Source organism: Flavobacterium sp., assembly GCF_039930565.1.
Taxonomy (GTDB): domain Bacteria; phylum Bacteroidota; class Bacteroidia; order Flavobacteriales; family Flavobacteriaceae; genus Flavobacterium.
This window is the reverse complement of record NZ_JBDTTP010000038.1, coordinates 1-25,400: the sequence shown is the minus strand read 5'-3', so window position 1 is coordinate 25,400 and position 25,400 is coordinate 1. Positions and strand designations below refer to the sequence as shown.

Here is a 25,400-nt window from a genome sequence, read left to right as displayed (position 1 = left end):
TACTGGAATCCTAATATAGATGACTCCGTGCTTTGCAACGACACAACATGAAAATCTCATCTATGCCTTCAGATTTAAAATTTAATAAGCGGACTGTCTTCAGGGTTATTAAAGTTTAGTTGTAAAATAAATAATCTGATAATCTGATTTTTAAAAAAGGTATTTTGTCAGGAGTAAATTATGATGTTAATTTAAAAATCAAGGTATGTATGATCAGACTAAATCGGCTTATCTATATATCCGGGTCAGTACAGACGAGCAAAAAAGGAAAGGATATTCGCTACCCGAACAGGAGGACCGGTTGCTAAAATATTGTGCGTTCAATAATATAGAAGTAAAGGGTATTTATCGTGAAGACTTCTCAGCCAAAAACTTCAACCGCCCTGAATGGAAAAAGTTAATAACGGTAATTAAAAACAAGTCAAAGGAAGACAAAAATATACTTTTCATAAAATGGGATCGGTTTAGTCGAAATATTGAACTTGCCTATGAGATGATAGGAATACTTCGAAAATACAGGACCACAGCAATGGCTATTGATCAACCTATAGATTTTTCTGTTCCTGAAAGTACGGTCATGCTTGCCGTTTACCTATCTGTACCGGAAGCAGAAAACAGCAGGAGGGCTCTAAATACGGCAAATGGTATTCGCCGGGCAAAACTAATGGGCAGGTACCCTAATAAAGCACCTATAGGATACATCAATCTGACGCTTGTTGACGGCAGAAAAATTATTGCTCCTAAACAGCCCGATGCAGAAATTATAAGCTGGGTTTTCGATCAGCTTGCAAAAAATATCCATAAAATAGAGAAAATCCGCAATATGGCCTATGATAAAGGCTTGAAATGTTCCCGATCGCATTTTTTCAGAATCATACATAACCCTGTTTACTGTGGACTTATCCCGTTAAAATTCAATTCAGATGAACAGCAAATGGTAAAAGGAACCCACGATCCATTGATATCGGAAACATTGTTTTATGAAGTTCAGCATATCATTAATACAAAAAGAAAAGTTACTGCTAAAACGGATATTCTCAAATCGACATTTTTTCTAAGGGGATTTTTAACATGCCCTCTTTGCGGACGGAAACTAAGCGGAAGCTTTTCCCAAGGATCTACAAAAAAGTATTCATACTATCATTGTCAAGGAAGATGCAAGACAAGAATTAGCGCCCCTTTCCTCAATGATTGCTACCAACGCAAGCTGCAACGGCTTGTACTCTCAAATGGAGCAATTGAGTTATTTAAAATTATTTTAGAAGACTGTAATACAAATACACAAAAAACAAAGTACTTACATGACCGAAATATGGTAATAATAAAGTTAAATGAAGAACATTCAATCCTTTCAAGAGCCCGTAAGTTATTTGTAGTGGATACACTGAAATATGACGATTATAGCGAGTTAAAAAAAGAAAGTTTGGCCAATTCTAAATGCTTGAAAAGAGAGTTGCAGGATATCAATGTCAAATTAAAGAACATTGAAGAGCAAAGCCAATTGGCAAGCAAACCATTTGTAGATATCTTTCAAGGGTTCTTAAGTTTGGATACAGCAAATAAAAAATATCTTGTCAATCTAATTCCACCTGTTAAGGTTAATCCGCAAACAGGAGATATTTCCTTGGAGTTAAACGGCGCACTATCAAAGATATTAACATCAAAAAACAAACAAAAAAGCAACAAATATGAATTTTATAGATAGAAAGGTTTCAGTTAACCGGGCAATAGCTATCTTAGCGAAAAATGGCATCGAGGTGGATGATGGTGAAGCTGCTGTTATACTAGACTTTCTTTATCTTATATCGAAAAATCGCAATAAGCCTGAAGAAGGGAAAAATGCTGAAACCCTAAAGAGAAATCGAACTTTGGAAAAAAAGCCATAAAACCACCGTAAATCAAGGTTTTTTAGCTAGTCTTTAGGACTGTAAGGATTTAGGACAGTAAAAAAATCGAACTCAAATGACTAAGCATCAACTGTTTGTGTCATAGACTTTTATTGTCAAAAAAAAAGGAGATACTGCTTAGCAGTATCTCCTTAAGTAGCGGGAACAGGACTCGAACCTGTGACCTTCGGGTTATGAGCCCGACGAGCTGCCTACTGCTCTATCCCGCGATGTTTCGTGTGCAAAGATACACAGTAAATACGGTTATGCAAACAAATTTTTATATTTTTTCAGAAAAAAACCGTTTGATTTATAATTTGTTAATTATTAACGCTCATATATTTTCAATCCCATTTAGCTTCTTTGATTTCTTGTTTGATTCGTTTATTAATATTCACTTTTGCATCTTTAAAAATATAAATAGTTGTTTTATATTCCCTCGCATTTTTATTTGTTATTTGACCAGCAACAGCCGAAGATCGAAAATGGGGACTCGTTTCGTTAAATTCACTACTGTTTTTTTCATAAGTCTTAATCCTGATTAGATTTGTATATTGCACATTTAGTTGAAACCAGTTGACATAATCAGCATTAAAAGACACTGCTTTGATCCCTCTTTTTGTATAATAATTTATGGCTCCGGCTTGTCCGTAATTGTCACAAAGCACAAGGGTTGTTTCTGGGTTTGGAATGCAGGCATAAACAGAATCTGTCTTTCGCGCAAGTTCCTTCCAACCCAGCATATCGGCAAAATCTTGTGGTAAATCATGATCCTTGCCATCTTCCCAACGAAGCATACCCAGTTTTTTATAATTTTCCGGATGTTTGGCTATATATTGCGGACTTTTATTTGGAAAAGCAAGATCATACATCGGTATAAAAAGTAATAATGGAATTATAACTAACACCGGTTTCAAATAGCGTTTCCATCCAGTTTGTAAAACAGCGGAAAGAAAAACAGAACCAAAAGCAATATAAATTGGATACAAACCGATTGCATAATAGGCTTTTGCTTTAAAGTAAAGAAATACCAGAAGCGTAAAAATTATTGACCAAAAAAATAATTTATATTTCTCAAAAGGCTTGTAAAACAGCAAAGCATAAAAAGCCGAAAATAGTACTGGAATGGAGCCAAGAAAAAAAAGTATTTGTTCTTTTAAAAATCCAATCCTATCTACATTAACCAGCTGTGTTTTTGCTAATTCCGTCATATGGTGAATAATTGGGAACTGATTGTTGTATTGCCATAACAAATTCGGTAAAATCAAAAATGATCCTAAGGCTAATGCATAATAGAACTTTTTCTGTGTCAATATTTTTCTTTGATCAGATAATAAAAGGGCTGGCAAAATACCAATAAGCAGAAAAATAATATTGTATTTATTAAGAAATCCAAACGCAAATACTACAGCACCTATGTAAAACCATTTCGTTTTGCCGCTTGTAATGTATTTAATAACAATATAATAAAAACAAGTCCAGCATAAAATGTCCAAAGAATTGGGTTGGTACAACATGTTAATCCGCAGCAATGATGAAAATACAATACCGGTTGCTCCTAAAATCAAGGCATATAAATTGCCTTTAAGGGTTTCGATTGTTTTCCAGACAATAACTAATGTCAATACACCAAAAAGAGCAGGAAAGAACTTAACCCAGAAAACAGAATTCCCCAATAAAAAAATAAGAAAAGAAAACCAGGATGTTACTGGTGGTACAGACAGATATCCCCAATCTAAATGATGTGCCTGATCAAGATGCAGATATTCATCACGATGTAAATTGTATTCGGGACTTAGCAGGAAATATTGAAGCACAAATTTTAAGATGATAAAACCAATTAAAATTAGGTATCTTTTCGTCATAGTATTTGGTTTTTTTAAACAAAAGTTATTATCCATAACGAATATATAATTTATTTTTAGTTCACATATTAGAAGTAAAAAAAGAACACTACGTTTAGTAAAATATTACCCTGTAATTATAGAAATAAGTAACAGGAAATTTTGACAATCATTTTGAAAATCCTAAAAATAGTAGTAAATTCATTTTAATCAAGAGCTTAGGCACTCATTAAAGACAAATGTTTTTTTGTAGTTATTAAAGTCATGCTGTTATAGTTTAAATCAAATAAAAATAATATCGAACAAACATGAAAAAGTATAAAATAGGAATAATTGGCTATGGTGGATTTGGAAGGTTTCTTCATCATTGGTGGGAAAAGGTAGAAAATGTAGAAGTTGTGGCTATTGCCGATTCTGGTAAAAATCCAAAATATGTTGAGAACTGCAAAAATTATCATGACTGGAAAGAGCTAATTAATGATCCCGATATAGATATTGTAAGTATTGTTACACCTCCAAACCTGCATGTTGAAATGGCTTGCGAGGCTATGAAAGCAGGCAAACATGTATTGCTCGAAAAGCCAGTAGCCGTTACTGACGAAGGCGCACAGAAAATCTTAGACATTCAGAAGGAAACCGGAATGGTAATTACTGTTAATCATATGATTCGCATAATCCTATTATTCAAAAATTCATGCAATTAGGAAGCAGCGGTACGCTTGGTAAGCTTAGACATGTAGTGGTAAACAATTATGCTCAGGATGCTTCTTTGCCTGCTGATCATTGGTTTTGGAATGAAAAAATGTCTGGTGGTATTCTTATAGAGCACGGAGTACATTTTTTTGATATTGTCAATGCCTTAAGTAATCAGCAATATACTGAAGTATATGGGGTTTCTGATAGCCGTAACGAATCACAGCGGGATCGGGTAGCTGCTATGGTATCATATAATGAAGGACTTATCGCCAGCTATTATCATGCTTTTTCAGGTCCGGGTTTATTTGAACAAACGACTATAAACCTGGTTTATGACCTGGCAAGAGTAGAAATTGAAGGTTGGATGCCCTTGAAGGGAACTATTAAAGCACTTGTAAACGAACAGATTAAGGAACAATTGGGAGCTCTTCCGGGATGGACAATCTCCAAGTCTGATACACTCGATAATTTAAGCGATATTTCCAGGCCAAAGGGCTGGGGTGAATCAGACTCATCAGCGAAGACCGATAAAGAATTGACATATTGCGGCGGGATAGCCTATGATGTTGATGAAATGATTTCTGGGACTTTTGAAATTCATCAAAGCAAAGGGGAGGTATATGGAAAATGTGTACAATCTATTCTGTCTGACCTGATTGAGAAGATAGAAAATAAGGATCACCAACTCACAGTAACTATTGAGAATGCCGTAGAAAGCTTGAAAATTGCGGTTCTGGCTTCAAAATAAGTTTTATACCTGATTTTTTACAAAATTTGATAGTGTTTACCCGACTCAGAATAAAAAAATATAATTTTTTTCAAACAAATAAAAGGTTGCCCTTACTTTTGGGACAGCCTCTTTTTTTAGTAGCGGGGAGCATTCCAATATCTAACCAGTTTTTTGAAGATTATTATAGTATGATTTCATAAGTATCTTAATGATTTATAGTAAAAAAATAGAACACTTATCAAGTATATCTACCCAATTTGGTAGCTTTGTGTAGTTTGTCAGGCGTGGAGTAGATAAAATTTAGAATTAAAAACCGAATTTGTATATTGTTCTGCTAAAATTAGCTATGCCAGGCATATATATTTAAAACATCGGCTTTCAAACATTTTTCAGTTCATTTTAATATAAATAGTCCAGATTATGAAAAATTCATTAATGCTCTTCATAGCATTCTTAGCTTTTACAGCGTGCTCAAAACATGAAGTGAAAAAAAATATTGCGATCACTGGAATAGATTCCACATTGCGGCCTGGGAATGATTTTTTTAAATATGTAAATGGTAAATGGTACGATTCAGTAGCAATACCTGCATCTCAAGCCGGAGTTGGTGCCTATATGTTTATGAATTTTCCACAACGAATACGCCTGAAGGGAATATTGGACAGTCTTTCGCAAAGCAAGAATCCGGCAGGAAGTACAGCACAAAAGGTAGGAGACTTTTATGCATCAGGTATGGATACTGTAGCCATTGACAAACGCGGTTATGCGCCTATCAAACCCCTACTTGCCAAAATTGAAGCCATTAGCGATTTACCGTCCTTAATGAACTTTGTAGTTAATGAAGTAAAAGTGAACAATTCTTCTATTATAGGTTTTGGAGTGTCACCCGATGAAAAAAATAGCAGTATGAACATTGCCCAAATCTATCAAACGGGTATTGGTTTGCCTGACAGGGACTATTATTTCAAATCAGATGCATCAACCGTTGCCATACAGGAAGCGTATAAAAAATACCTTACTACATTATTTCAACAAACAGGCAGCAATGCGATAGAAGCTAAAAAGAATGCTAATTTGGTTTACGATATTGACAAACAACTCGCCGTTTCGCATAAAACAAAAGTTGAACTTCGGGATGTACAGGCAAATTATAATAAAATGGCTGTGACGGATCTTGCTAAAAGACATCCCAACATAGACTGGACTACTTTTTTAAATAATTTAGGCGCTAAAACCGATGTCATTAATGTTGGCCAACCTGCCTATTATGATGCCCTTAATAAACTCTTAAAAACTATTCCCATTACTAATTGGAAAATTTACCTGAAAGCAAATTCTTTAGAAAGATATGCAGATGATTTAAGTAAGCATTTTGCAGATGCCTCATTTGAATATACCAAAGTGCTTTCTGGCCAGGCTGTTCAAAAATCACGTGGCGAAAAAATGGCGAATGTCCTTGACAGTTATTTAGGTGAAGCGTTGGGTGAATTGTATGTAAAGAAATATTTTCCAGAAGATGCCAAAAAACGTATGTTGACCCTCGTGAATAATCTGCAAAAAGCGTATGCCAAAAGAATTGATAAATTGGAATGGATGAGTAGCAGTACGAAACAAAAAGCGAAAGAAAAATTGGCAGCCATGACTAAGAAAATAGGATATCCGGATAAATGGAGAGACTATAGCAAGGTACATATCGCAAGGAATACCTATTTTGAGAATATGGTATCGGCGGCTACAGCTGCCTATCAATTTCAATTCGCAAAATTGGGTAAACCAGTTGATAAATCAGAATGGTATACTACAGTTCCAACCGTTACGGCATACAATAACCCTACTGCAAATGAAATTGTTTTTCCTGCAGGTATTTTACAACCGCCATATTTTGATAATAATGCAGATGATGCACTTAACTATGGAGGTATCGGAATGGTGATAGGTCACGAAATAACCCACACTTTTGATGATCAGGGTGCTCAATATGATAAAGATGGAAACCTAAAAGACTGGTGGACAAAAGAGGATTATGCGCAGTTTAAATCAAGAATACAACAGGTTATTGATTTGTACAGTACCTATACCGTTTTAGGCGATTTACATATTAATGGTGCCATGACAGTTGGCGAAAATACAGCAGATATTGCCGGAATAGCAGTTGCTTATGATGCTTTTAAAATGACCGAACAAGGAAAAGGAAATACAAAAATTGACGGTTTTACTCCAGATCAACGCTTCTTTATTTCTATAGCGAAAATATGGAGAGTAAAAATGAAAGACGAGTTCCTGCGTTTGTGGATTAACAATAATCCGCATTCTCCACCAAATTGGCGTGTTAATGGCCCCCTAATGAATACAACACCTTTTTACGAAGCATTTAAGATACAACCTGGAGATAAAATGTTTTTGCCGAAGAAAGACAGAATAACAATTTGGTAATACATATTTCTCCGAAGTACTCCCATGAAAAATTTCGCAAATATCTCTGTGATCTTGCGTATTTTTTTGGTTTCTGAGAAATGTAAAATTTATAAAAGTACCTAGCTTAATAGTGGCAATCATCGTAATATCGGATCCTTTTATTGAGTTTTTTTTTGAATTGAATGTGTTAATAATGTAGTAGAACTTAGAATATTATGATGCAATAGATAATCGATTTAAATGATTAAATAATATGTGCCAATATAATTTCTTGGGCTGAATGAGTAAAATAATCGCAAGTTGACAACATTATAAAAAGCAAACCAAGTACAATTAATATCCAAGACATATTTTTCAAAAATGAAACAGTGGTGGTTTTGAAAAGTGTTTTTTCAGGTTTTTTATGAGACATAAGTTCTGTATAAAATCAATAAAATAATTGATACAAATACGCTTATAAAAATTTTATTAAAATGATTCTATTTGTTATTTACAGCAGATATGAATAACAAATTAAATTTCTATAATATATTCTTCCATAAAATAGCTTAACCAAAAAAGCCTCAGATTTCTCTGAAGCTTTTTTTAGTAGCCCTAACGGGACAATTTTCGAAACATTTTACTCATGAGTTGAAAATTTAAATGTAATATGATGTTGAATTTTTCTGGTTCAAAACCTTTAATAATTGCTATTTAATAAATAGTTAAAAGTAATCTTAAAGGTAAAGAATTCGAACCACTTGATAGGAGATTTAAAAGAATTTGAAATAAACTATATACTTTTTTGGATAATGTAAAACATTGCTAATGAGTGTTCTGAAAGCTATTATGGAGTTATAAACACGTCACTATAAATTCTGTTCATTGTTCTTTTATTTGTACACTTGCCTGAGTTTATAAAATTTTAATAAAATCGAATTTATTTCATAGTATATGAAGTAGTAACTGCTTCACAAAGTCTGAAATATCCCAAGGCATAATCATTATTATCTTTAGAATTGACAATATTTCCTCTAATATTTCCCGGTGATGTATTAAATGGATTTGAACCTGATGCTTCCAAAATTAAATTCATATAATTATAAAAGTTTTTAGAAATTCCACGATGTACGATTTTAACGATTTTTCCTGGTTTTAAATCCACATCAGAGAATTCGTCTTTTATTTCGTTGCCATTATAAAAATTATCATTTGATATTATATAATAAGGAATTTTTAAAAAATCGGTTGTAAAGTAAGTCAGGTAAAAATTTTCCTGATCTGCTGGATCGTTATAAAAAATGGAAAGCACCAATAAGTCAGGACCCGATACATCTGGCATATATCTTTGTTCTACCTTATTAATTAGTGATGCAGAAGTAAGTTTTTCAAAAGCAGTAAAACTTTTTCCTTCTGCCTCAACAAATAGAGTATAATCCATATTAAGAACTGCAGCGAAGTCATTACAAACATACAAACCCGGTTCAGTTTCTGCAAAAGTAAAAGTCACGCCTTCACTATTTTGAACTCTAACCTGTGCTCCCGAAACTTTTGTCGTGCTTGTATTATAATAAGGAGCCATTTTACTGATTTTTATGGTTTGTGTCTTTCCGTCGGTATCTTTATTCCAAAGGATTTCAGCATCAATTACTATTTTGGCTTTACCTGTTTCAAGATCAAGAGTCACAACCTCTTCACAAGAGGATGACATTAAAACAAAAAGAAGACTCAATAAGGCAAGCGCTTTACTTTTAAAATTATTTTTTGCTGCTTTATTCATATTGTTTAAAATTTAAAATTATAAGAAATACCAGGAACCAACCCGTAAATTGATAGTTTTTTTGTCTCGTTAATTCCCGTTTCATCATTAGTCGAGAATGTCATTGAAGCCGCATTTTGTCTGTTATAAATATTGTAAATGCTAAATACCCAGTAGCTTTGCCATCCTTTCTTTTTATCGGGTTTGGGCGTATAAGTCGCCGCTAAATCTAAGTGATGGTAAAGAGGAAGTCTGCTTCCGTTTCTTAGCGTAAAGTTTGGTACATTGAATCCATCAAATTCATAATATCCATTTGCATACGTTACCGGCTGACCCGATTGCAGTGTAAAATTAGCACTGTAAGACCATTTAGGACTATATGTATAGTTACCTACAACATTCAAATTGTGCAATTTGTCGTATCCTGACAAATACCATTCTCCATTGGCAATACCAGGTTCCTGATCGGTTCTTCCTGGAGTTTTTTGTTCTGCTCTCGACAAAGTATAAGAAACCCAACCGTTAAAGCGGCCTGTATTTTTTCTAAATAATAATTCCATACCGTACGATCTTGCTTTACCGTTCAGAATTACTTGTTCAATATTATTGTTTGCTACAATATTTGATCCGTCTACATAATCAATACGATTTTGAATTTTTTTATAAAACAATTCTCCTTCAAAAGAATATTCACGTTCTTTAAAATTTCTAAAATATCCTACTGCAAACTGATCTAGCAACTGAGGTTTTGTAAATGGTCCACTGGGTGTCCAGATATTCATAGGCAACGGTGATTGTGTGTTAGATAACATATTAATATATTGTGCCATTCTGTTGAAACTTGCTTTTACAGAGGTGTTTTCATTAAAAGTATAGGACAATGCGGCACGGGGTTCAAAATTGTCAAATTTACTTATGGTCTCACCACTTTTATACGATATCGTTCCTGTTGGAGCTCCTCTTTCGTAGATGTTATATAATGGATTATATACGACTGCATTTCCATTATCGTAGGTACTTATTTCCTCGTTTCCTAAACGATAGAATAAACTATAGCGTAATCCGTATCTAAGGTTTAATTTCTCTGTAATCTGGTGCTCGAAGTCTAGGTAGACAGAAGATTCAAAAGCATATTTTTTATCCAATTGTTCATAATTATACTGCGAATTTGTACCGGTAGGCTGCACTGTTCCGGGATTGAAATTATAATAGGTCCCTTCAACGCCGTAATTTAATTTAAAATTTTGAGTTAGCGTTTGATTCCAATTGTATTTTAAGCCATATGTTTGAACCGTATTTTTCCATCTGAAGCCTTGAAGTGGCAACTCAAGGTTAAATTTATAATCACTATAGAAAACAGACAAGTTGTTATCTAAATTATCTGAGAATTTATGTTTCCAGCTCAAAATCCCCATAGTATTTCCAAAATCAAGATCTATATTATTATTAAAATAGATACGATCATTTCCTAAATAACCTGAAAAACTAAGTGTGTTGTTTGCATCAAAACGATAATTTAATTTAGCATTCAAGTCATAAAATCTAATCGTCGTTTTAAGATCAGTTAATTTTAATAACAGATGCAAATAAGAAGTACGTCCGCCAACTATAAATGAACCTTTGCCTTTTTTTATTGGACCTTGTACCAAAAGTCGGCTTGAGATTAGGCCAATTCCTCCGTTTACTTTAAAGTCTTCAAAATCTCCAGTTTGTTGGTTTACGTCGAGCACAGAGGAAACTCTTCCTCCAAATTTAGAAGGAATGCCACCTTTATATAAATCTAAACTGTTAACCATATCGGCATTAAAAACGGAGAAGAAACCAAACATGTGAGAATCACCAAATACCGGAGCGCCATCCAGCAAAATAAGATTCTGATCAGCCGCACCACCGCGTACGTTAAATCCAGAAGAACCTTCTCCAGCATTAGTAACTCCCGGCAATGTCAATATAGATTTTAAGGGATCCGGCTCCCCCATTACAGCCGGAATCCTCTTAATATCTTCCATAGTAAGACTATTGACACTCATTTGTGTATTCTTAACATTAACAGCTTTAGAACTCGTTACAATTACCTGATCCAGCTGTTGACTGTCATCTTCCAAATTAAAATTCACAAACATGTCGTCAGAAACTATGATTTGTCTTTCCTTATTTTTAAAACCAACATAGGTGATAACAACAGTATAATTTCCTTTTGGCACTTCAATCTCAAAAAAACCATTTTTATCAGTTATAGAACCTGCCTCAAGTCCTTTGATGAAAATATTGGCACCTATAACTCCGTGACCCGTATTATCTAAAACTTTACCAGTCAGCTTATTTTTTTTTTTAATTGCTTTAGGGAATTTTTGTTTTACAAAAATATTATTGCCAACGATTGAAAATTGAATTGATGCAGTCTTATTTAATTCATAAACAAGCTGTTCTATTTTCATATTAGTATAAGTCTGTTTCTTTGTGAAATATTTTTGATTGGTGTCTATTTCTTCTGTAAAAGCAAATTTAAAATCTGTTTGATTCTCAATTTGTTTAAAAAAATCTTTTAGAGTTATTGTTTTATCTAAAGTTGCCGTTACATTTTGGGAAAACACAGACAAACTGAGTAAAAAAAAGCATGCTGAAATTATATGCTTCATGAATTTTTGTATTTTTGAATATTAATAAATGGTATAGTTTGATACTATACTTGTTATGGGAAGGATGTGTAGTTTCGCGGCTAGTGCATCCTTTTCTTTTCTATAGAAAAATAATCTGTTTTACTTTTTCATTTACTTCAAATTTTAGGTTATACATTTCCGATATTAATTGGATAATCGTTTTTAAATCTTCTTTCTTGGTTATTCTTAATGTGATGCGTTGGTTGTTATATTCTGTTGGAATTATCATTTTATAACCATAATTCTTTTCAATATAAGTGCTCACATCGCTTATTTTTTCATTGTCAAAATCTGTAAATCTGTTGAATTCTTCTACAGTAGGATTACCATTTGCATACGTAAACTTTTCACCCGGTTTCAGAATCCAATTTTCATTTTGCCCTTTTACATCCATCTGAACACTTCCTTCATAAAGTGCTACAATTACCTCTTTTTCAACCTGTCCATTTACAGTAAAAGAAGTTCCTAAAACGGTGGCAGTTGTCTGCTTGCAAAAAACCTGAAAAGGATGTTTTTTATCTTTTTTAACTTTAAAATAAGCCTCTCCATCCATTTCAATTTTTCTGTTGATTGAAAAATTAACAGCTAATTCAATTTTAGAATTAGGACTCAATTCTACTTTTGAACTATCTGGAAGTAATACAACTTTGATTTTAGAAGTAGTATTCTCAATAACAGTCGATGCAATCGAAATATCGCTCTTCAATAAATCCTTCTTTAGATAAATTCCAGTTCCTACAAGCATAATAATTGCAGCTGCAGCTGCTGCATAATTTCGCCATACAAAAGATTTTTTCTTAGAAGGAAAGGTACTGGAACGGAATTCTTCCCAAGAATCTTCTTTTATATCATTAGAATGTGCATTGGGCGTTTCATTCCATATCTTTTTTAATTCCTCATCTAGTTTATTCTCGTCCATATCTTTAGGTATTACAATTTTTGACAATAAAATCCATGTTTATTAAAAACACCATAAACCATTTCTTTGATATCTCTGTTTGTCTCAATTTTTAAAATAGGATTAGAACTATTCCTATCAAAATGCATGATACAATCTGAAATGACAAATTGAAGAAGCGCTACAATAGGAGTTGCATCTTCTTTTGTTTTGACATCAGTTTTATAAACTTCTATATCCATTTCTATTGTCTGTTTTTATATATAACAAACGAGAATGGAAAAGTTCCTAATGGTTTTCGATTTTTTTTCTAATAAATTTACTGGCAAGATAAATATGATTTGCAATAGTCTTTTCAGAAAGTTCTGTAAGCTCGGCAATCTCCTTATAGCTAAGGTTTTCCAGTTTGTGTAAGGTGAATATTTTTTGTTGCTGCTCGGGAAGCTGATTTATGAAACTGTATAATTTTTCTCTTCTTTCTTCAAAATTTCCAGTTTCGGTTTCTTCATCTGCAATTTCAACTTTTAAAGGATCAAGCTGTATTATTTTATTTTCTCTGTTAAGATGATTGATAATGATGTTCTTGCAGATTGTATACAATTGTTTGTCAAATAAAACATCTTTATTAAGTAATTCTCTTTTATTATAAAGTCTTAAAAAAGTCTCTTGAACAAAATCGTCAGGAGTAAGGACAGTAAAATTAAATCGTTTGGCAACATTTATAAGTTTATCATAATAATTAAGATAAACTTCTTTGAAAGAAGCTGCATTGCCTTTTTTTAAATTTATTATCAATTTTCTATTGTCCATAAATTATACATCTATTTTGTCTTAAATCAATGATCAAATTAATATTGCCTTTAAACTTGTTAATCTAAAACTTGCCAGATTCTAATTAGATAATATGCTTACTTAGTCTTTTAAACAAAACCTCATATGTATATTTAATAAATTTTGTTATAAAGTAATCCGCTTTTAAAATATGATATATTTTAAATCTCAATTATTACACTCTAATTCATCTATTTGAAATTCATAATGTAATAAAAGAGGATACAATCGATTATAGTTTTACAGTCATAAATGTCAATTTTATGACTGTAAAACTATTGCTTTGTTTTTTGCATGTTGTTAAAGATTATATAATTAAAAGCTAATAAAAAGATAAATAAAAAAATGAAAAATACATTTTTAAAATATTCTCAAGTCTAAAAAAAAAGCTTAAGTATCTATATTTTTTTTAAATTTCTAGCGGGAAGCATTCGAATATCTAACCAGTTTTTTTGGGATTATTATAGTATTTTAGCATGCTCATCTTAAATTTCAAAATAGAGTAATAATTTCAAAATTATTACTCTATTTATATTTACTCAAATCCAGATTAAGAATAATACCTACTCTGCTAAACTCTTCATTAATTTTTGCATTCAGGATTAGTTGTTCATTTTTTATTGGATGATTAAAAATTAACTGATGTGCATGAAGCATCATTCCTTTCAGGTCATAATTCTCCAGCCATAATTTATTTTGTTTGTTACAACCATGTGGACGACTTCCTAAAATGGGATGAAAAATATGTTTGAAATGTTTTCGTAATTGATGCATACGTCCAGTTTCAGGAATCGCTTCTACCAAACAATATCGTGATGTTGGCTGCTTATTAAATTCTAACTCGATTTCTGCATTTTGCAAACGATGAAAGTATGTTATGGCATTTTGTGTAATGTCATCATCATTGGTTAAATCATAATCAATCGTTAATTCTTGAGGTGACCAGCCACGTAAAATTGCTAAATATTTTTTTTCGACTTCGCGTGTGGCAAAACGATCATTCATAATTTTCAAAACGGCTGCATTCAATGCAAATAATAAGACACCTGATGTTTTGCGATCTAAGCGATGAACAGGATAAACGTGTTGCCCTATTTGGTTTCTCAATTCCTGAATAGCATAAACTTTTGCATCGCGCGCATAAAATGATTTGTGAACCAGCAATCCGCTTGGTTTGTTAATTGCTATAATATATTCGTCCTGGTAAAGAATTTCTAACATTTGGCAAAAGTAAAAGAGATTTCGAGCAAAATCTCTTTATTCTTTATTTAATTCTATTCTTTTTTTATTTACATCGAAAAATAAAAAACAGCCTCGAAAGTCTCTTTGTAGAAGTAATATATTTTTAGGAGATATTCAACATAAGAAATAGAAAATTAAATAAAAGCTTCAGATTTGTCTGAAGCTTTTGTTTTAGCAACGGATTACATTTTTCTCGGAATAATTCTGAAATTTCTACACTATTAGATTTTAACTAATTCTACTCTTCGATTTTCTGCTTTATTTTCTTCTGAGTCATTAGTTTTTAAAGGTTTTTCAGCACCAAATCCGGATGCTTTCAGTCGTTTTATATCAATTCCTTTTCCTGCCAAAGCGTACATTACAGTGTTGGCTCTTTCAGTTGAAAGCTTTTTGTTTCGTTCAGCGGTGCCAGAATTATCAGTGTGCCCTTCTATTGATAATTTTAGTTTAGGATCTGCATCCAATAATGCAAAAATTTCATCTACAGCTTTTTGTCCATCTGATTGTAAAGAGGCTTTATCGGTATCAAAATTAATGTGCAAAACAGCTTTCCCGGTTTTGTCAATGTCGGTTTTCATTTGTGCTGCAGAGTACTTTTCTATGGTTTGCACAAAATCCTTAAGTTCCATTATAAAAACATTCCCTTGTGCCGAATTGGATTGAATGTTTAGCATATATTTTTTTCCATTGTTTTTAAAGGCATATACAGCAAATGGAGAATCACTTTCTCTTAAAAGTCCTTTAGTACCGTGTTTTCCACTCCACATGTTTTTTTCCAATTTTGCCTTGTCGTTTTCATCCTCTGGGAAATTGCCTTGATATATTTTTTTTGCACCAATTTTGTCCAGATAGTCGTAAACACTTTTATCAAAAAGTTTTTGATTAAAATCTTTATCGCCCTCACCTTCAAAATCTAAAATTCCTAATTTACCCTCGGTTGTATAAACAGTACTTCGGATATAGTTTTGCATTGTTTCATAATCAAAAAATTCTGAAACACCATCTTTCTCATTCGCTATTACTAGTCCTGTTGGAGCTGTGATGAACGGAAAATTTCCAATATTTTTTAAATCGGGCATTTCGTCCCAATTTATTTCAGTAGATGTTATTTCTTTATTTATAGGTACTGTTGTAGTTGTATCCGTATTTTGTTCAGCTGATTCTGCTTTTTTTTCATTTTTACAAGCAAATAATACCATTCCTAATAGTGCAACGAGGGCAGTTTTTTTCATTTTTTATATTTTCTGTTTATAAATTTCGATTTAAATATACTTTGCAAATTTGGTAATTTATGTTTTGTAAATACTAAGGTATAATTATTTTTTATAAGATAGAGTGTTTGTTGTTGCAACTTAAGTGGGTAGAAATTGTTGCTGGAACAGAACTTGAACCTTTGTCTGCGTGAAGGATATGAATCTGGCAGCATGGTTTTAAAATAAAAAAAAACACCATCTTTTTCAAGTGGTGTTTTTATTTAGTAGCGGGAACAGGACTCGAACCTGTGACCTTCGGGTTATGAGCCCGACGAGCTGCCTACTGCTCTATCCCGCGATGTTTCGGGTGCAAAGATACGTCGTTTTTTTAGAAATGCAACGAAAACTTTAAAAAATGTTTTATTTTCTGTATTGACTTGATATGCCTACCTTTGCACAATAAATTACTACACAAATGTCACATAAAGCAGGTTTTGTAAACATCATCGGGAATCCAAACGTTGGAAAATCAACGTTGATGAATGCCTTTGTTGGAGAAAGATTGTCCATCATTACATCAAAAGCACAAACAACGCGCCACCGTATTCTTGGAATCGTGAATGGCGAAGATTTTCAACTTATATTATCGGATACTCCCGGAATCATCAAACCCGCTTATGAAATGCAGGAGTCGATGATGAACTTTGTAAAATCAGCTTTTGAAGATGCTGATATCTTGGTTTACATGGTCGAAATTGGAGAGCAGGACTTGAAAGACGAAGCTTTCTTTAATAAAATAATCCATGCTACAATTCCGGTTTTGTTATTGCTGAATAAAATTGACAATTCGAACCAGGAACAATTAGAGGAGCAAGTAGCATTTTGGACAGCAAAAGTACCAAATGCTGAAATTTTTCCAATCTCGGCTTTGCAGAATTTTAATGTACCGGAAGTTTTCAGCAGAATCATTTCTTTATTGCCTGAATCACCTGCCTATTATCCAAAAGACCAATTAACAGACAAACCGGAACGTTTTTTCGTAAACGAAACAATTCGTGAAAAAATATTACTGAACTATAGCAAAGAGATTCCGTATGCAGTAGAAATCGTTACCGAAGAGTTTTTTGAAGACGAAAAAATCATCCGAATCCGTTCAATCATCATGGTAGAACGCGAAACTCAAAAAGGAATCATTATTGGTCATAAAGGCGCTGCTCTAAAAAAAGTAGGGATGGATGCCCGTGCCGATTTAGAGAAATTCTTCGGAAAACAAATTCATATCGAACTCGTTGTAAAAGTCAACAAAAACTGGAGAAGTAACGCCGATATGTTAAAGCGTTTCGGGTATAATCAATAATATAGTTTGGGCGTGCCCCTCCGGGTCGGGCTATTCGTTGCAATCTTTTTATTTTTAAAGAAAAAATAAAAAGGATTTCCACTTCTATCCCTCACGCAAATAGAACTAGAAAGACGTTGATTTTTAAGAGAAATGAAATAGTTTGAAATTTAAACTAAAAAGTTCTTGATACCATGAAGCCCTAGCCCTGATTACTTCACTTAAATTTTATTTTAATTGGAGTTCAGTGAACTTCGTTTGAAGTGGAAATCCTTTTTCTGGTTGCTGCCAGACAGGAAAAGATTGTAACGGATAGCAGGAAATAGCTCCTGAAAATAATAGGAGAAATAATAAAAATTGCAGGTACTTAGAAACTTAGCGACTTAGCCACTTTTTTACCTACCTTTGCAAAAAATTAAAATAAAGCGTTTTGGATTTCAAGTGATTAGCTTTTTAGTAAACTAAAAATGCGAAAGCTAAAATTCTAAAATCAAAAATTAAAAAAAATGAATAACATTGTTGCGATAGTAGGAAGACCTAATGTAGGGAAATCAACCCTTTTCAATAGGCTGATACAAAGAAGAGAGGCCATTGTGGACTCAGTTTCCGGAGTTACCAGAGACAGGAATTATGGAAAAAGTGAATGGAACGGAAAAGAATTTTCGGTAATTGATACCGGCGGATACATCCGTGGTTCTGATGACGTTTTTGAAGGCGAAATTAGAAAACAAGTAGAGCTTGCTATCGATGAGGCTGATGTTATTATTTTTGTGGTTGATGTAGAAGAAGGTATTACACCAATGGATGATGTTGTTGCGCGTTTATTGCGTAAAGTGACAAAACCTGTTTTATTGGCCGTGAATAAGGTTGATAATGCGATGCGTGAGAAAGATGCTATTGAATTTTATAACCTTGGATTAGGAGAGTATTACACATTTGCAAGTATTTCAGGAAGTGGAACCGGAGATTTATTAGATGCTTTGATTGAGTCATTTCCGGTAAAACCGGAACCAGTTCAGGAAGAAGTTGTTTTACCGCGTTTTGCTGTTGTAGGGCGCCCGAATGCCGGAAAATCAAGCTTTATCAATGCATTAATTGGCAAAGAACGTTTCATGGTTACGGATATTGCAGGAACTACCCGTGATGCTATTGATACCAAATTTGACCGTTTTGGTTTTGAATTTAACTTGGTGGATACTGCGGGAATCCGTCGTAAAGCGAAGGTTAAGGAAGATTTAGAATTTTACTCGGTAATGCGTTCGGTTCGTGCGATTGAGCATGCTGATATTTGTATCTTGATTATTGATGCAACCCGTGGATTTGAAGGTCAGGATCAAAGTATTTTCTGGCTGGCTGAGAAAAACCGTAAAGGGGTTGTAATCCTGGTAAATAAATGGGATTTGGTTGAAAAAGATACTATGTCGACCCGTGATTACGAAGCTAAAATCAGAGAAGAATTAATGCCTTTTACTGATGTGCCAATTTTGTTCGTTTCGGCTTTAACGAAACAACGTTTATTGAAAGCATTAGAAGCTACGGTTCAGGTTTTTGAAAACAGAAAACAAAGAATACCGACTTCTAAATTTAATGAATTTATGTTAAAAGTAATTGAAGCGTATCCGCCGCCAGCTACAAAAGGTAAGTATGTGAAAATTAAATATTGTATGCAGCTGCCAACATTAACACCTCAGTTTGTGTTTTTTGCCAATATGCCACAATATGTTAAGGAACCTTATAAAAGATATCTGGAAAATAAGATTAGAGAAAACTGGGACTTTTCAGGAGTGCCAATCGATATTTATATCAGAGAAAAATAATTTCAAAGTCCCCGTTAAGCCGGGGATTTTTTTTTGTCCCATTTATTTTTTTTAATAAATGTAAAAATTACAATTAAACCTTTTTTGTTTTTTGAAGTCTAATCTGATAACTAACCTAAGTATTGTTTTTATGACCAAAATTTATTCTTTCTTATCGCTTTTTTTTCTTTTTGTTTCTGCTGTAAATGCACAAAATGACATTACAATTCAGGGAACTATCGTTGATGTTAATACGCAACTGCCATTAGAATTGGCCACAGTTTATTTTACAACAATAAAAGATTCTACAGTAATTGAATATGCAACCACAGATAAAAATGGAGCTTTTAGAATGAACATCAAAAAATATGATAAACCTGTTTTTTTAAAGGTGAATTATATGGGATATCAAACCTATTTTGAAGAATATAAAGGACTGACCGAAAGTAAGGATTTTGGAAAAATTTATTTAATTGAAAATGTAAATGCCCTTAATGATGTTGTTATTAAAACAGAAGCTGCGCCAATTACAATAAAAAAAGACACTCTTGAATTTAATGCAAATTCGTATAAAGTACGCCCGGATTCCAATGTCGAAACATTATTAAAACAACTCCCTGGTTTTGATGTCGACAACGATGGTAAAATTACTGTGAATGGGCGAGAGGTAAATCAGGTGTTGGTAAACGGAAAAACTTTCTTTGATAAAGATGGTGCCATTGCACTTAAAAACCTGCCTGCTGATATTATTAAAAAGATACAGGTTTCTGATTTTAAAACAAAAAAAGAAGAACTATCAAAACAAGAATCTACTTCAGATTATTCGAGTATCAATATCACTATTGACGAAAAAAAGAACAAGGGTTATTTTGGCAAGGTAATGGGCGGTTATGGAACCGATGACCGGTATGAAGCAAATGTGAATCTGAATTATTTTAACAATAAGCAAAAGATAAGTCTGCTGGCCGCATCAAATAATATCAATTCTACAGGATTTTCAATGGATGATGTTTTTGATAGTATGGGCGGTGGGAGAAATAATACCAGAGGTGGTAATTCTGGTGGCGGTGGTGCTAACGGAAAAGGAATTACACAGTCTAATTTAGTTGGCTTAAATTATTCTGATGACTGGAACAAAAACCTTATTGCTATGGGAAGTTATAATTTTTCGAATATGGTTAATGAGAACACCAGTAAATCAAATCAGCAAAGTTTTCTGCCAGACGGAAATATTATTACAGCAGCCGATTCTAAAACAAGAAATGAAAATACGGGCAATAATGTCAATTTTGAATTGGAGTATAAAATTGACCCGACCACCAGAATTGTTTTTACGCCAAAACTTAGTCAGTCCAGGACAAATAACCATTCAGAATCATCAAGCATCTCTGTGGATGAAAACAATAATCCTTTAAACAATAGTAATTCAATATCAGATTCAGAGGGTAATAGCACTAATTTTGGTAATTCTATCAACTTTAATAAAGCTTTTGAAAAAAAATCAAGAAATTTAAGCTTTGTTTTATCTAATAATAATACAGGAAGTAATTCTGAAGCAATAAATATTTCTAATACCTTTTTTGAGCAAGGTGATCGGCCGGATGAGATAAGAAATCAGAAAGCTAAAAGGAAAAGCAGTAATGATTCGTATTCCGCAGATATAGAATACACAGAACCTATAACGGATTCATTAAGAGTTAGGTTTGGTTCTGATTTTGACTGGAAAAGCAATACAAATGACGAGAAAACATTTAGGATTGATCCCTCTACTGGCGAATATACTGATTTTGATCTGGCTTTTAGTAATTATACAAGCTCAAGTCAGAATTCTGCTACACCGAAAGTGGGGCTTACTTTACAGAAAAATAAGTATACTCTTAATCTTGACAGCAGGACTTCAATAGTCAATTTTGACAATCATTCTCTCTATTTAAACAATGTAACAGATTTAAGTAAAAAATATGCACTTCCTTTTGCTAGTGCCTTGTTGAGGTATAAATTCAGCCGTTCTAAAAATTTATCGTTTAAATATGATTATTCCAATTCGCTTCCTTCTGCTACACAGTTAATGCCAGTTGTAAATCTTAATAATCCTTTGAATACTATTATAGGTAACCCTGACTTACATCCTGTTGAAAAAAATAGTGTCAATTTTAACTTTAGAAATTACGATTTTCGTTCCCGTTCCGGATACAGTGTATATTTAAAAGGAGATCATTATGATAACGATATTGTATCAACTTCAATCTATGATGAAAGCGGAAAAAGAACGACAACCTATGTAAATATTTCGGGAGTGTATAATGTTTCTATTGGTGCCAATTGGAATCAGCAGTTTAAAACGGGAGCTCACATTTTGAGGTATGGTTTAGGCTTAAACAGTGGCTATTCTTTTGACAAGGGATTTACAAATTCTGTTTTATACAATGCGAAATCTACTTCGGTAAGTCCAAAAGTTTATTTATCCTATGATTATGGAGAGTTGCTTACCATCGCTCCCTCTTATAATCTGTCGTATAATGAAACACAATATGAGAATTCTTCAAGTCCGGCAAGGTCAAACGTTGTGCATAGGATAAATCTTCAAGCAACTACTTACTGGCCGGAGAATTTGATTTTCGGAAATGATTTTGGGTACACCTATAATTCCAATATATCAGGTAATTTTAAAAAAGATTTCTATTTATGGAATACCAGTTTGTCTTACGGTTTCCTGGATAAAAAATTATATGCAAAAATAAAAGTTTATGATGTTCTCAATCAAAATCTTAGTGCAACCAGAACGATATCCGCAACCTCAATCCGTGATGAAGAAAATACAGTTTTAAGACGTTATGTGATGTTTTCTTTAGCGTATAAAATTGGAAACTTTGCAGGTGCTGGTGAAAAGGGTAAAAGAAGAGAAAGAGAATATTAATAAACGGTTTAATTCCTTGGATGTAATTAATATTAAAATTACCTTCAGGGGTGTTTATTTAATTCCTGAACAAATTGTTTAGCTTAACTTTATAATCAGAATTTATTGGTTCAGTTTTGTGTTTTTCATTTGTCTGAAGATTTTTTTTGTAAATAAAAAAGCATACAGATAGATAAAACAATAACAGAACAAAAAAACAAATCGACGTCCTATTTTTTTATTTGCCTGTTTATTTTATGATATAAGGTAAACCGAATAATATCACGGTCATAAAAATCGACACCGCTTGCCCTTCTCTGAAAGCTTTTTAAATACCCTAATTCAAGACCTATATTTGGGTTAAAATGATAACGTAATGCTGTATAAATTCGGTTTTGATCAAAAGCATTTCTTTTATTGTCTTTTCCTAAATTAAACATAATTTCATCAGAAATAGTTCCTTTTAGGCTTCTTTTTCCTTTTTCACAAAGTGTAAAAGTTGATTGTAAGCGATATCTAAACCGAAATGAGAAAGAGAATTCGTTTAATAATTCTGTTTGATCTGCTTTTTGAATAAAACGTTCTTCTGCCTGAAAACGGTTGTGAAAAGTAATTTTTGCAATATCATTAACAAAAGTAATATCCTGCTGTCCGCGATATTCAGGAATTGAAAAGTCGGGATCAACATACGGATTTTGAGTATTAACATTAAAATAAGCAAATCCGCCTCCCAAATCAATATTTTTGTTAGTTCGGTATCTTGCCTGAACCCTGATTACAAATAAATTTTGATGAACAGGATTTGCAAAACTACGATTGTCTATCTCTGAGTGAATTGCCCACTTTTCATTTATGGGCAAAATAGTATAATATCGAATCCAGATTAAGGTTTGTTGATCGACATTTTTGGTTTGTGCTAATGAAGATTGGCTCAAAAATGATAAAAAAAGAAGGATTTTGAAAAATTTCATTTTAAGTTGTATAATTTCAAGCTGCGAATATATACAAATGAGAAATGATTTTTCGGAAAGTAATGTGCATTTTAAAATTGGTTTAAACTCTATTTTGTGATTTTGTAGTTTAATCAAATAACAAAAACGAGATACGCTTTTAAAACGCATCTCGTTAAACAACCACTTACTTATTTGTTATAGCGAGTATTTTAATGTAACGCCATACGTTCTTTGGTCTCCTAATACAGCAGCATATTGTCCTGAATTCCCGCCAGCAGGCAATAATTGCTCATAGTAATCTTTATTTAAAAGGTTACGACCCCAAAACTGAACAGAAAGTCCTTCTGATGTGCGGAAACCTAAACGGGCATTAAAAATAGCATAACCAGGAACGATTAAATATTTTGAAGCCGATGGGCTTGAAGAAAATTCAGAACGGGCGTAAGAATCTATTCCCAGAAAAATTTTCCCTGCATTTCCAAAAAATTTCGCATTGTCAGAAAGTTCACCCTCTAAAGATCCTGCCCATTTTGAAGTACCAGGTAAATCAGTTCCTGAAACATCTTTATAAGCAACCTGAACTCCTCCAACAGTAGTTCCGGTTTCTTCTAATGGAAGTGGCGCATTTGTAAATTTCACATATTTACCATCAGTATAAGTTGCAGCTGCATTAATGCTAAAGTGTCTGTTAATAAAAAAACTAGCATCAAATTCTGCTCCTCTTACGCGTACTTTATCTGCGTTCGCAAGGTATCCACGATTTACACCCAATTCAGCAGCCTGAACATTAGTTTGGAAGTCTTTTATTTCAGTATTAAAGAAGGTTAAGTTAAATATTGAATTTTTGAATGGAGAAGTTTTTATTCCGATTTCATAATGATTTACATCTTCCGGCTTAACTACTGCAAGATCACTTAAGGTCTGACCCGCTGGTGGAGTAGGGAGCCCAGCTACATTTACTCCAATGGGTTTGTAACTTTTTGCATATGTTGCATAAGTATTGATCTTGTCAGAAGCCTTGAATGAAATGGTTATATTTCCAGAAAAATCAGTATCATCTGTGTTTGATTTAAAAGCCTGATCTGTATAGACTAATTTTTTCAATGCAATTAATGTAGGATCACTTGTTTGGAGCCCTCCATATGTAGTGCGGGAATAATCAGCATCTTTTTTATCAAAGTTGTATCTCAAACCTGGTAATAGGTGTAAACGTTCAGTAACTGCCCAGTCTAATTGACCAAATACTGCGGCACTTGAAGCTCTGATTCTTGCATCTGTTTTTATTCCGTATCCTTCAAAAAGTCCCGGTGTTTTCCATAAATTGCTTGTTGTACTTTGAGAAAAACGCCATTGAGCCCTGCCAGATTCTTCAGTACCGTCAGTTTGTGAAGTCTGATCAATAAAAAAGGCACCTGCAACACCGCTTATTTTAGATGTAAGCTGGCCTGCATAACGAACTTCCTGTGTAATTTGTGTTTGTCTGGTTGGGTTTTGTGATTTTGCCAAAACTTGTAATCCTGTAAAATCCCTGTCGTTTGACGGATCCCAATTCCAAAAACGCCATGCTGTTGTAGAAGTTAATGTTCCTCCTCCAATTTTTGTATCAATATTCACGGAAATACCACCCATGTCCTGACCTGAGCGCCAAGGGGTATCATGATCTATTTTTCGGTCAAATGCATTTCTGCTTGGTAGCTGGTAATTTAAATCGGCAATAATGGCGTCAAATTGACGATAAGCTGCTCTTTGTGTTGGAGCAACTCCAGCAACAACCTGAGCATATCCATCCGGACGCTGGGTTGTGATATCTGCAGCTAATATAATAGTAGTGTTTTCTGTTGGAGTATAAAGTAATTGTCCTCTAATTCCTTGATTGTTAAGAGTGTTTGTTGCTCTTCCTGTTGCAATATTGTCAATTAATCCATCACGTTGTGTGCCTGAAAAAGACAAACGGCCTGCTATTTTTTTGCTCAATGCTCCCGTAACTGATGCTTTAGCCTGAAGGAATGCATAATTTCCATAACTAACTTCAAAATCAGCACCGGAAATAAAACTTGGTTTGCGGGTAGTAATATTAAAAGCTCCCGAAGTTGTGTTTTTACCAAACAAGGATCCTTGCGGACCTCGCAATACCTCAATTTGTTCTACATCAATGAAGTCTAACGTAGTTGCAGCCGGACGTGCATAATAAACACCATCTACATAAAAACCAACACCGGGATCAATGCCATCATTGGTAAGTCCAAAAGGAGAACCAAGGCTTCGAATGTTAATTCCGGTATTTCT

At 33.4% G+C, this 25,400-nt stretch carries 18 protein-coding genes and 2 tRNA genes; 8 read left to right on the top strand and 12 right to left on the bottom strand.

Translation table 11 applies throughout. The annotated features are described in order from the left end of the window. Positions 1–205 precede the first annotated feature (205 nt). Both ABI657_RS10970 and ABI657_RS10965 read left to right on the top strand, forming a co-directional pair. A complete protein-coding gene (locus ABI657_RS10970; protein WP_348097301.1) occupies positions 206–1,705 on the top strand; it encodes a recombinase family protein in 1,500 nt (499 codons plus the stop codon). Further along, positions 1,689–1,886: a PTS sugar transporter subunit IIBC gene (locus tag ABI657_RS10965; protein ID WP_348097300.1), complete on the top strand. Its 198-nt coding sequence runs from the start codon at positions 1,689–1,691 to the stop codon at positions 1,884–1,886. The genes ABI657_RS10970 and ABI657_RS10965 overlap by 17 nt, the downstream gene beginning before the upstream one ends. 157 nt (positions 1,887–2,043) lie before the next feature. Here ABI657_RS10965 and ABI657_RS10960 read toward each other — a convergent pair. Together ABI657_RS10960 and ABI657_RS10955 are read right to left on the bottom strand one after the other, a co-directional pair. Further along, positions 2,044–2,116, bottom strand: a tRNA-Met gene (locus tag ABI657_RS10960). A gap of 114 nt (positions 2,117–2,230) precedes the next feature. Further along, positions 2,231–3,751 (bottom strand): glycosyltransferase family 39 protein, encoded by a 1,521-nt coding sequence (locus ABI657_RS10955; RefSeq protein ID WP_348097299.1) that lies wholly within the window; start codon positions 3,749–3,751, stop codon positions 2,231–2,233. 287 nt (positions 3,752–4,038) lie between these two features. Here ABI657_RS10955 and ABI657_RS10950 point away from each other — a divergent pair, with 287 nt between their 5' ends. The 3 genes from ABI657_RS10950 (at position 4,039) to ABI657_RS10940 (ending at position 7,589) form a co-directional block, all read left to right on the top strand. Further along, the gene (locus tag ABI657_RS10950; protein ID WP_348097298.1) at positions 4,039–4,434 is read left to right on the top strand and encodes a Gfo/Idh/MocA family oxidoreductase; all 396 of its coding nucleotides are present in this window, start codon (positions 4,039–4,041) and stop codon (positions 4,432–4,434) included. Then, positions 4,425–5,174 carry a Gfo/Idh/MocA family oxidoreductase gene (locus ABI657_RS10945; protein WP_348097297.1) on the top strand — a complete coding sequence of 250 codons (750 nt, stop codon included), beginning with the start codon at positions 4,425–4,427 and terminating at the stop codon, positions 5,172–5,174. Before ABI657_RS10950 ends, ABI657_RS10945 begins: the two co-directional genes overlap by 10 nt. Positions 5,175–5,576: 402 nt before the next feature. Continuing rightward, positions 5,577–7,589: a M13 family metallopeptidase gene (locus tag ABI657_RS10940; RefSeq protein WP_348097296.1), complete on the top strand. Its 2,013-nt coding sequence runs from the start codon at positions 5,577–5,579 to the stop codon at positions 7,587–7,589. Between the two features lie 901 nt (positions 7,590–8,490). Here the strand turns inward: ABI657_RS10940 and ABI657_RS10935 are convergent. The 8 genes from ABI657_RS10935 to ABI657_RS10900 all read right to left on the bottom strand — a co-directional run bounded on the left by ABI657_RS10935 (position 8,491) and on the right by ABI657_RS10900 (position 16,491). Beyond that, the gene (locus ABI657_RS10935) at positions 8,491–9,330 is read right to left on the bottom strand and encodes a DUF4249 domain-containing protein (RefSeq protein WP_348097295.1); all 840 of its coding nucleotides are present in this window, start codon (positions 9,328–9,330) and stop codon (positions 8,491–8,493) included. 5 nt (positions 9,331–9,335) lie between these two features. Beyond that, entirely contained in the window at positions 9,336–11,948 is a 2,613-nt protein-coding gene (locus ABI657_RS10930; protein ID WP_348097294.1) for a TonB-dependent receptor, read from the bottom strand. 100 nt (positions 11,949–12,048) lie between these two features. Then, on the bottom strand, positions 12,049–12,888 hold the full coding sequence (locus tag ABI657_RS10925) for a FecR family protein (RefSeq protein WP_348097293.1): 840 nt from the start codon (positions 12,886–12,888) through the stop codon (positions 12,049–12,051). 11 nt (positions 12,889–12,899) lie between these two features. Beyond that, entirely contained in the window at positions 12,900–13,109 is a 210-nt protein-coding gene (locus tag ABI657_RS10920) for a hypothetical protein (RefSeq protein WP_348097292.1), read from the bottom strand. A 46-nt stretch (positions 13,110–13,155) separates the two neighbouring features. Further along, the gene (locus ABI657_RS10915; protein ID WP_348097291.1) at positions 13,156–13,677 is read right to left on the bottom strand and encodes a sigma-70 family RNA polymerase sigma factor; all 522 of its coding nucleotides are present in this window, start codon (positions 13,675–13,677) and stop codon (positions 13,156–13,158) included. Between the two features lie 546 nt (positions 13,678–14,223). After that, positions 14,224–14,919, bottom strand: a complete 696-nt coding sequence (locus ABI657_RS10910) for a pseudouridine synthase (RefSeq protein ID WP_348097290.1) — start codon at positions 14,917–14,919, stop codon at positions 14,224–14,226. Positions 14,920–15,161: 242 nt separating this feature from the next. Next, the gene (locus tag ABI657_RS10905; protein ID WP_348097289.1) at positions 15,162–16,172 is read right to left on the bottom strand and encodes an OmpA family protein; all 1,011 of its coding nucleotides are present in this window, start codon (positions 16,170–16,172) and stop codon (positions 15,162–15,164) included. Positions 16,173–16,418: 246 nt separating this feature from the next. Continuing rightward, positions 16,419–16,491: transfer RNA gene (locus tag ABI657_RS10900), tRNA-Met, on the bottom strand. Between the two features lie 117 nt (positions 16,492–16,608). On the opposite strand from ABI657_RS10900, the gene era reads away from it, so the two are divergent. From era to ABI657_RS10885, 3 genes are all read left to right on the top strand, one after another. After that, positions 16,609–17,490: a GTPase Era gene (gene era / locus ABI657_RS10895; protein WP_348097288.1), complete on the top strand. Its 882-nt coding sequence runs from the start codon at positions 16,609–16,611 to the stop codon at positions 17,488–17,490. A gap of 485 nt (positions 17,491–17,975) precedes the next feature. Continuing rightward, the gene (gene der, locus ABI657_RS10890) at positions 17,976–19,286 is read left to right on the top strand and encodes a ribosome biogenesis GTPase Der (RefSeq protein ID WP_348097287.1); all 1,311 of its coding nucleotides are present in this window, start codon (positions 17,976–17,978) and stop codon (positions 19,284–19,286) included. Between the two features lie 130 nt (positions 19,287–19,416). Then, complete coding sequence (locus tag ABI657_RS10885; RefSeq protein WP_348097286.1) at positions 19,417–22,182, top strand: outer membrane beta-barrel protein; 2,766 nt, start codon at positions 19,417–19,419, stop codon at positions 22,180–22,182. Positions 22,183–22,391: 209 nt separating this feature from the next. Here the strand turns inward: ABI657_RS10885 and ABI657_RS10880 are convergent, their stop codons facing one another. Next, positions 22,392–23,132: a DUF2490 domain-containing protein gene (locus ABI657_RS10880; RefSeq protein WP_348097285.1), complete on the bottom strand. Its 741-nt coding sequence runs from the start codon at positions 23,130–23,132 to the stop codon at positions 22,392–22,394. A 177-nt stretch (positions 23,133–23,309) separates the two neighbouring features. Further along, on the bottom strand, positions 23,310–25,400 hold a 2,091-nt coding region (locus ABI657_RS10875), incomplete at its 5' end, for a TonB-dependent receptor (protein ID WP_348097284.1).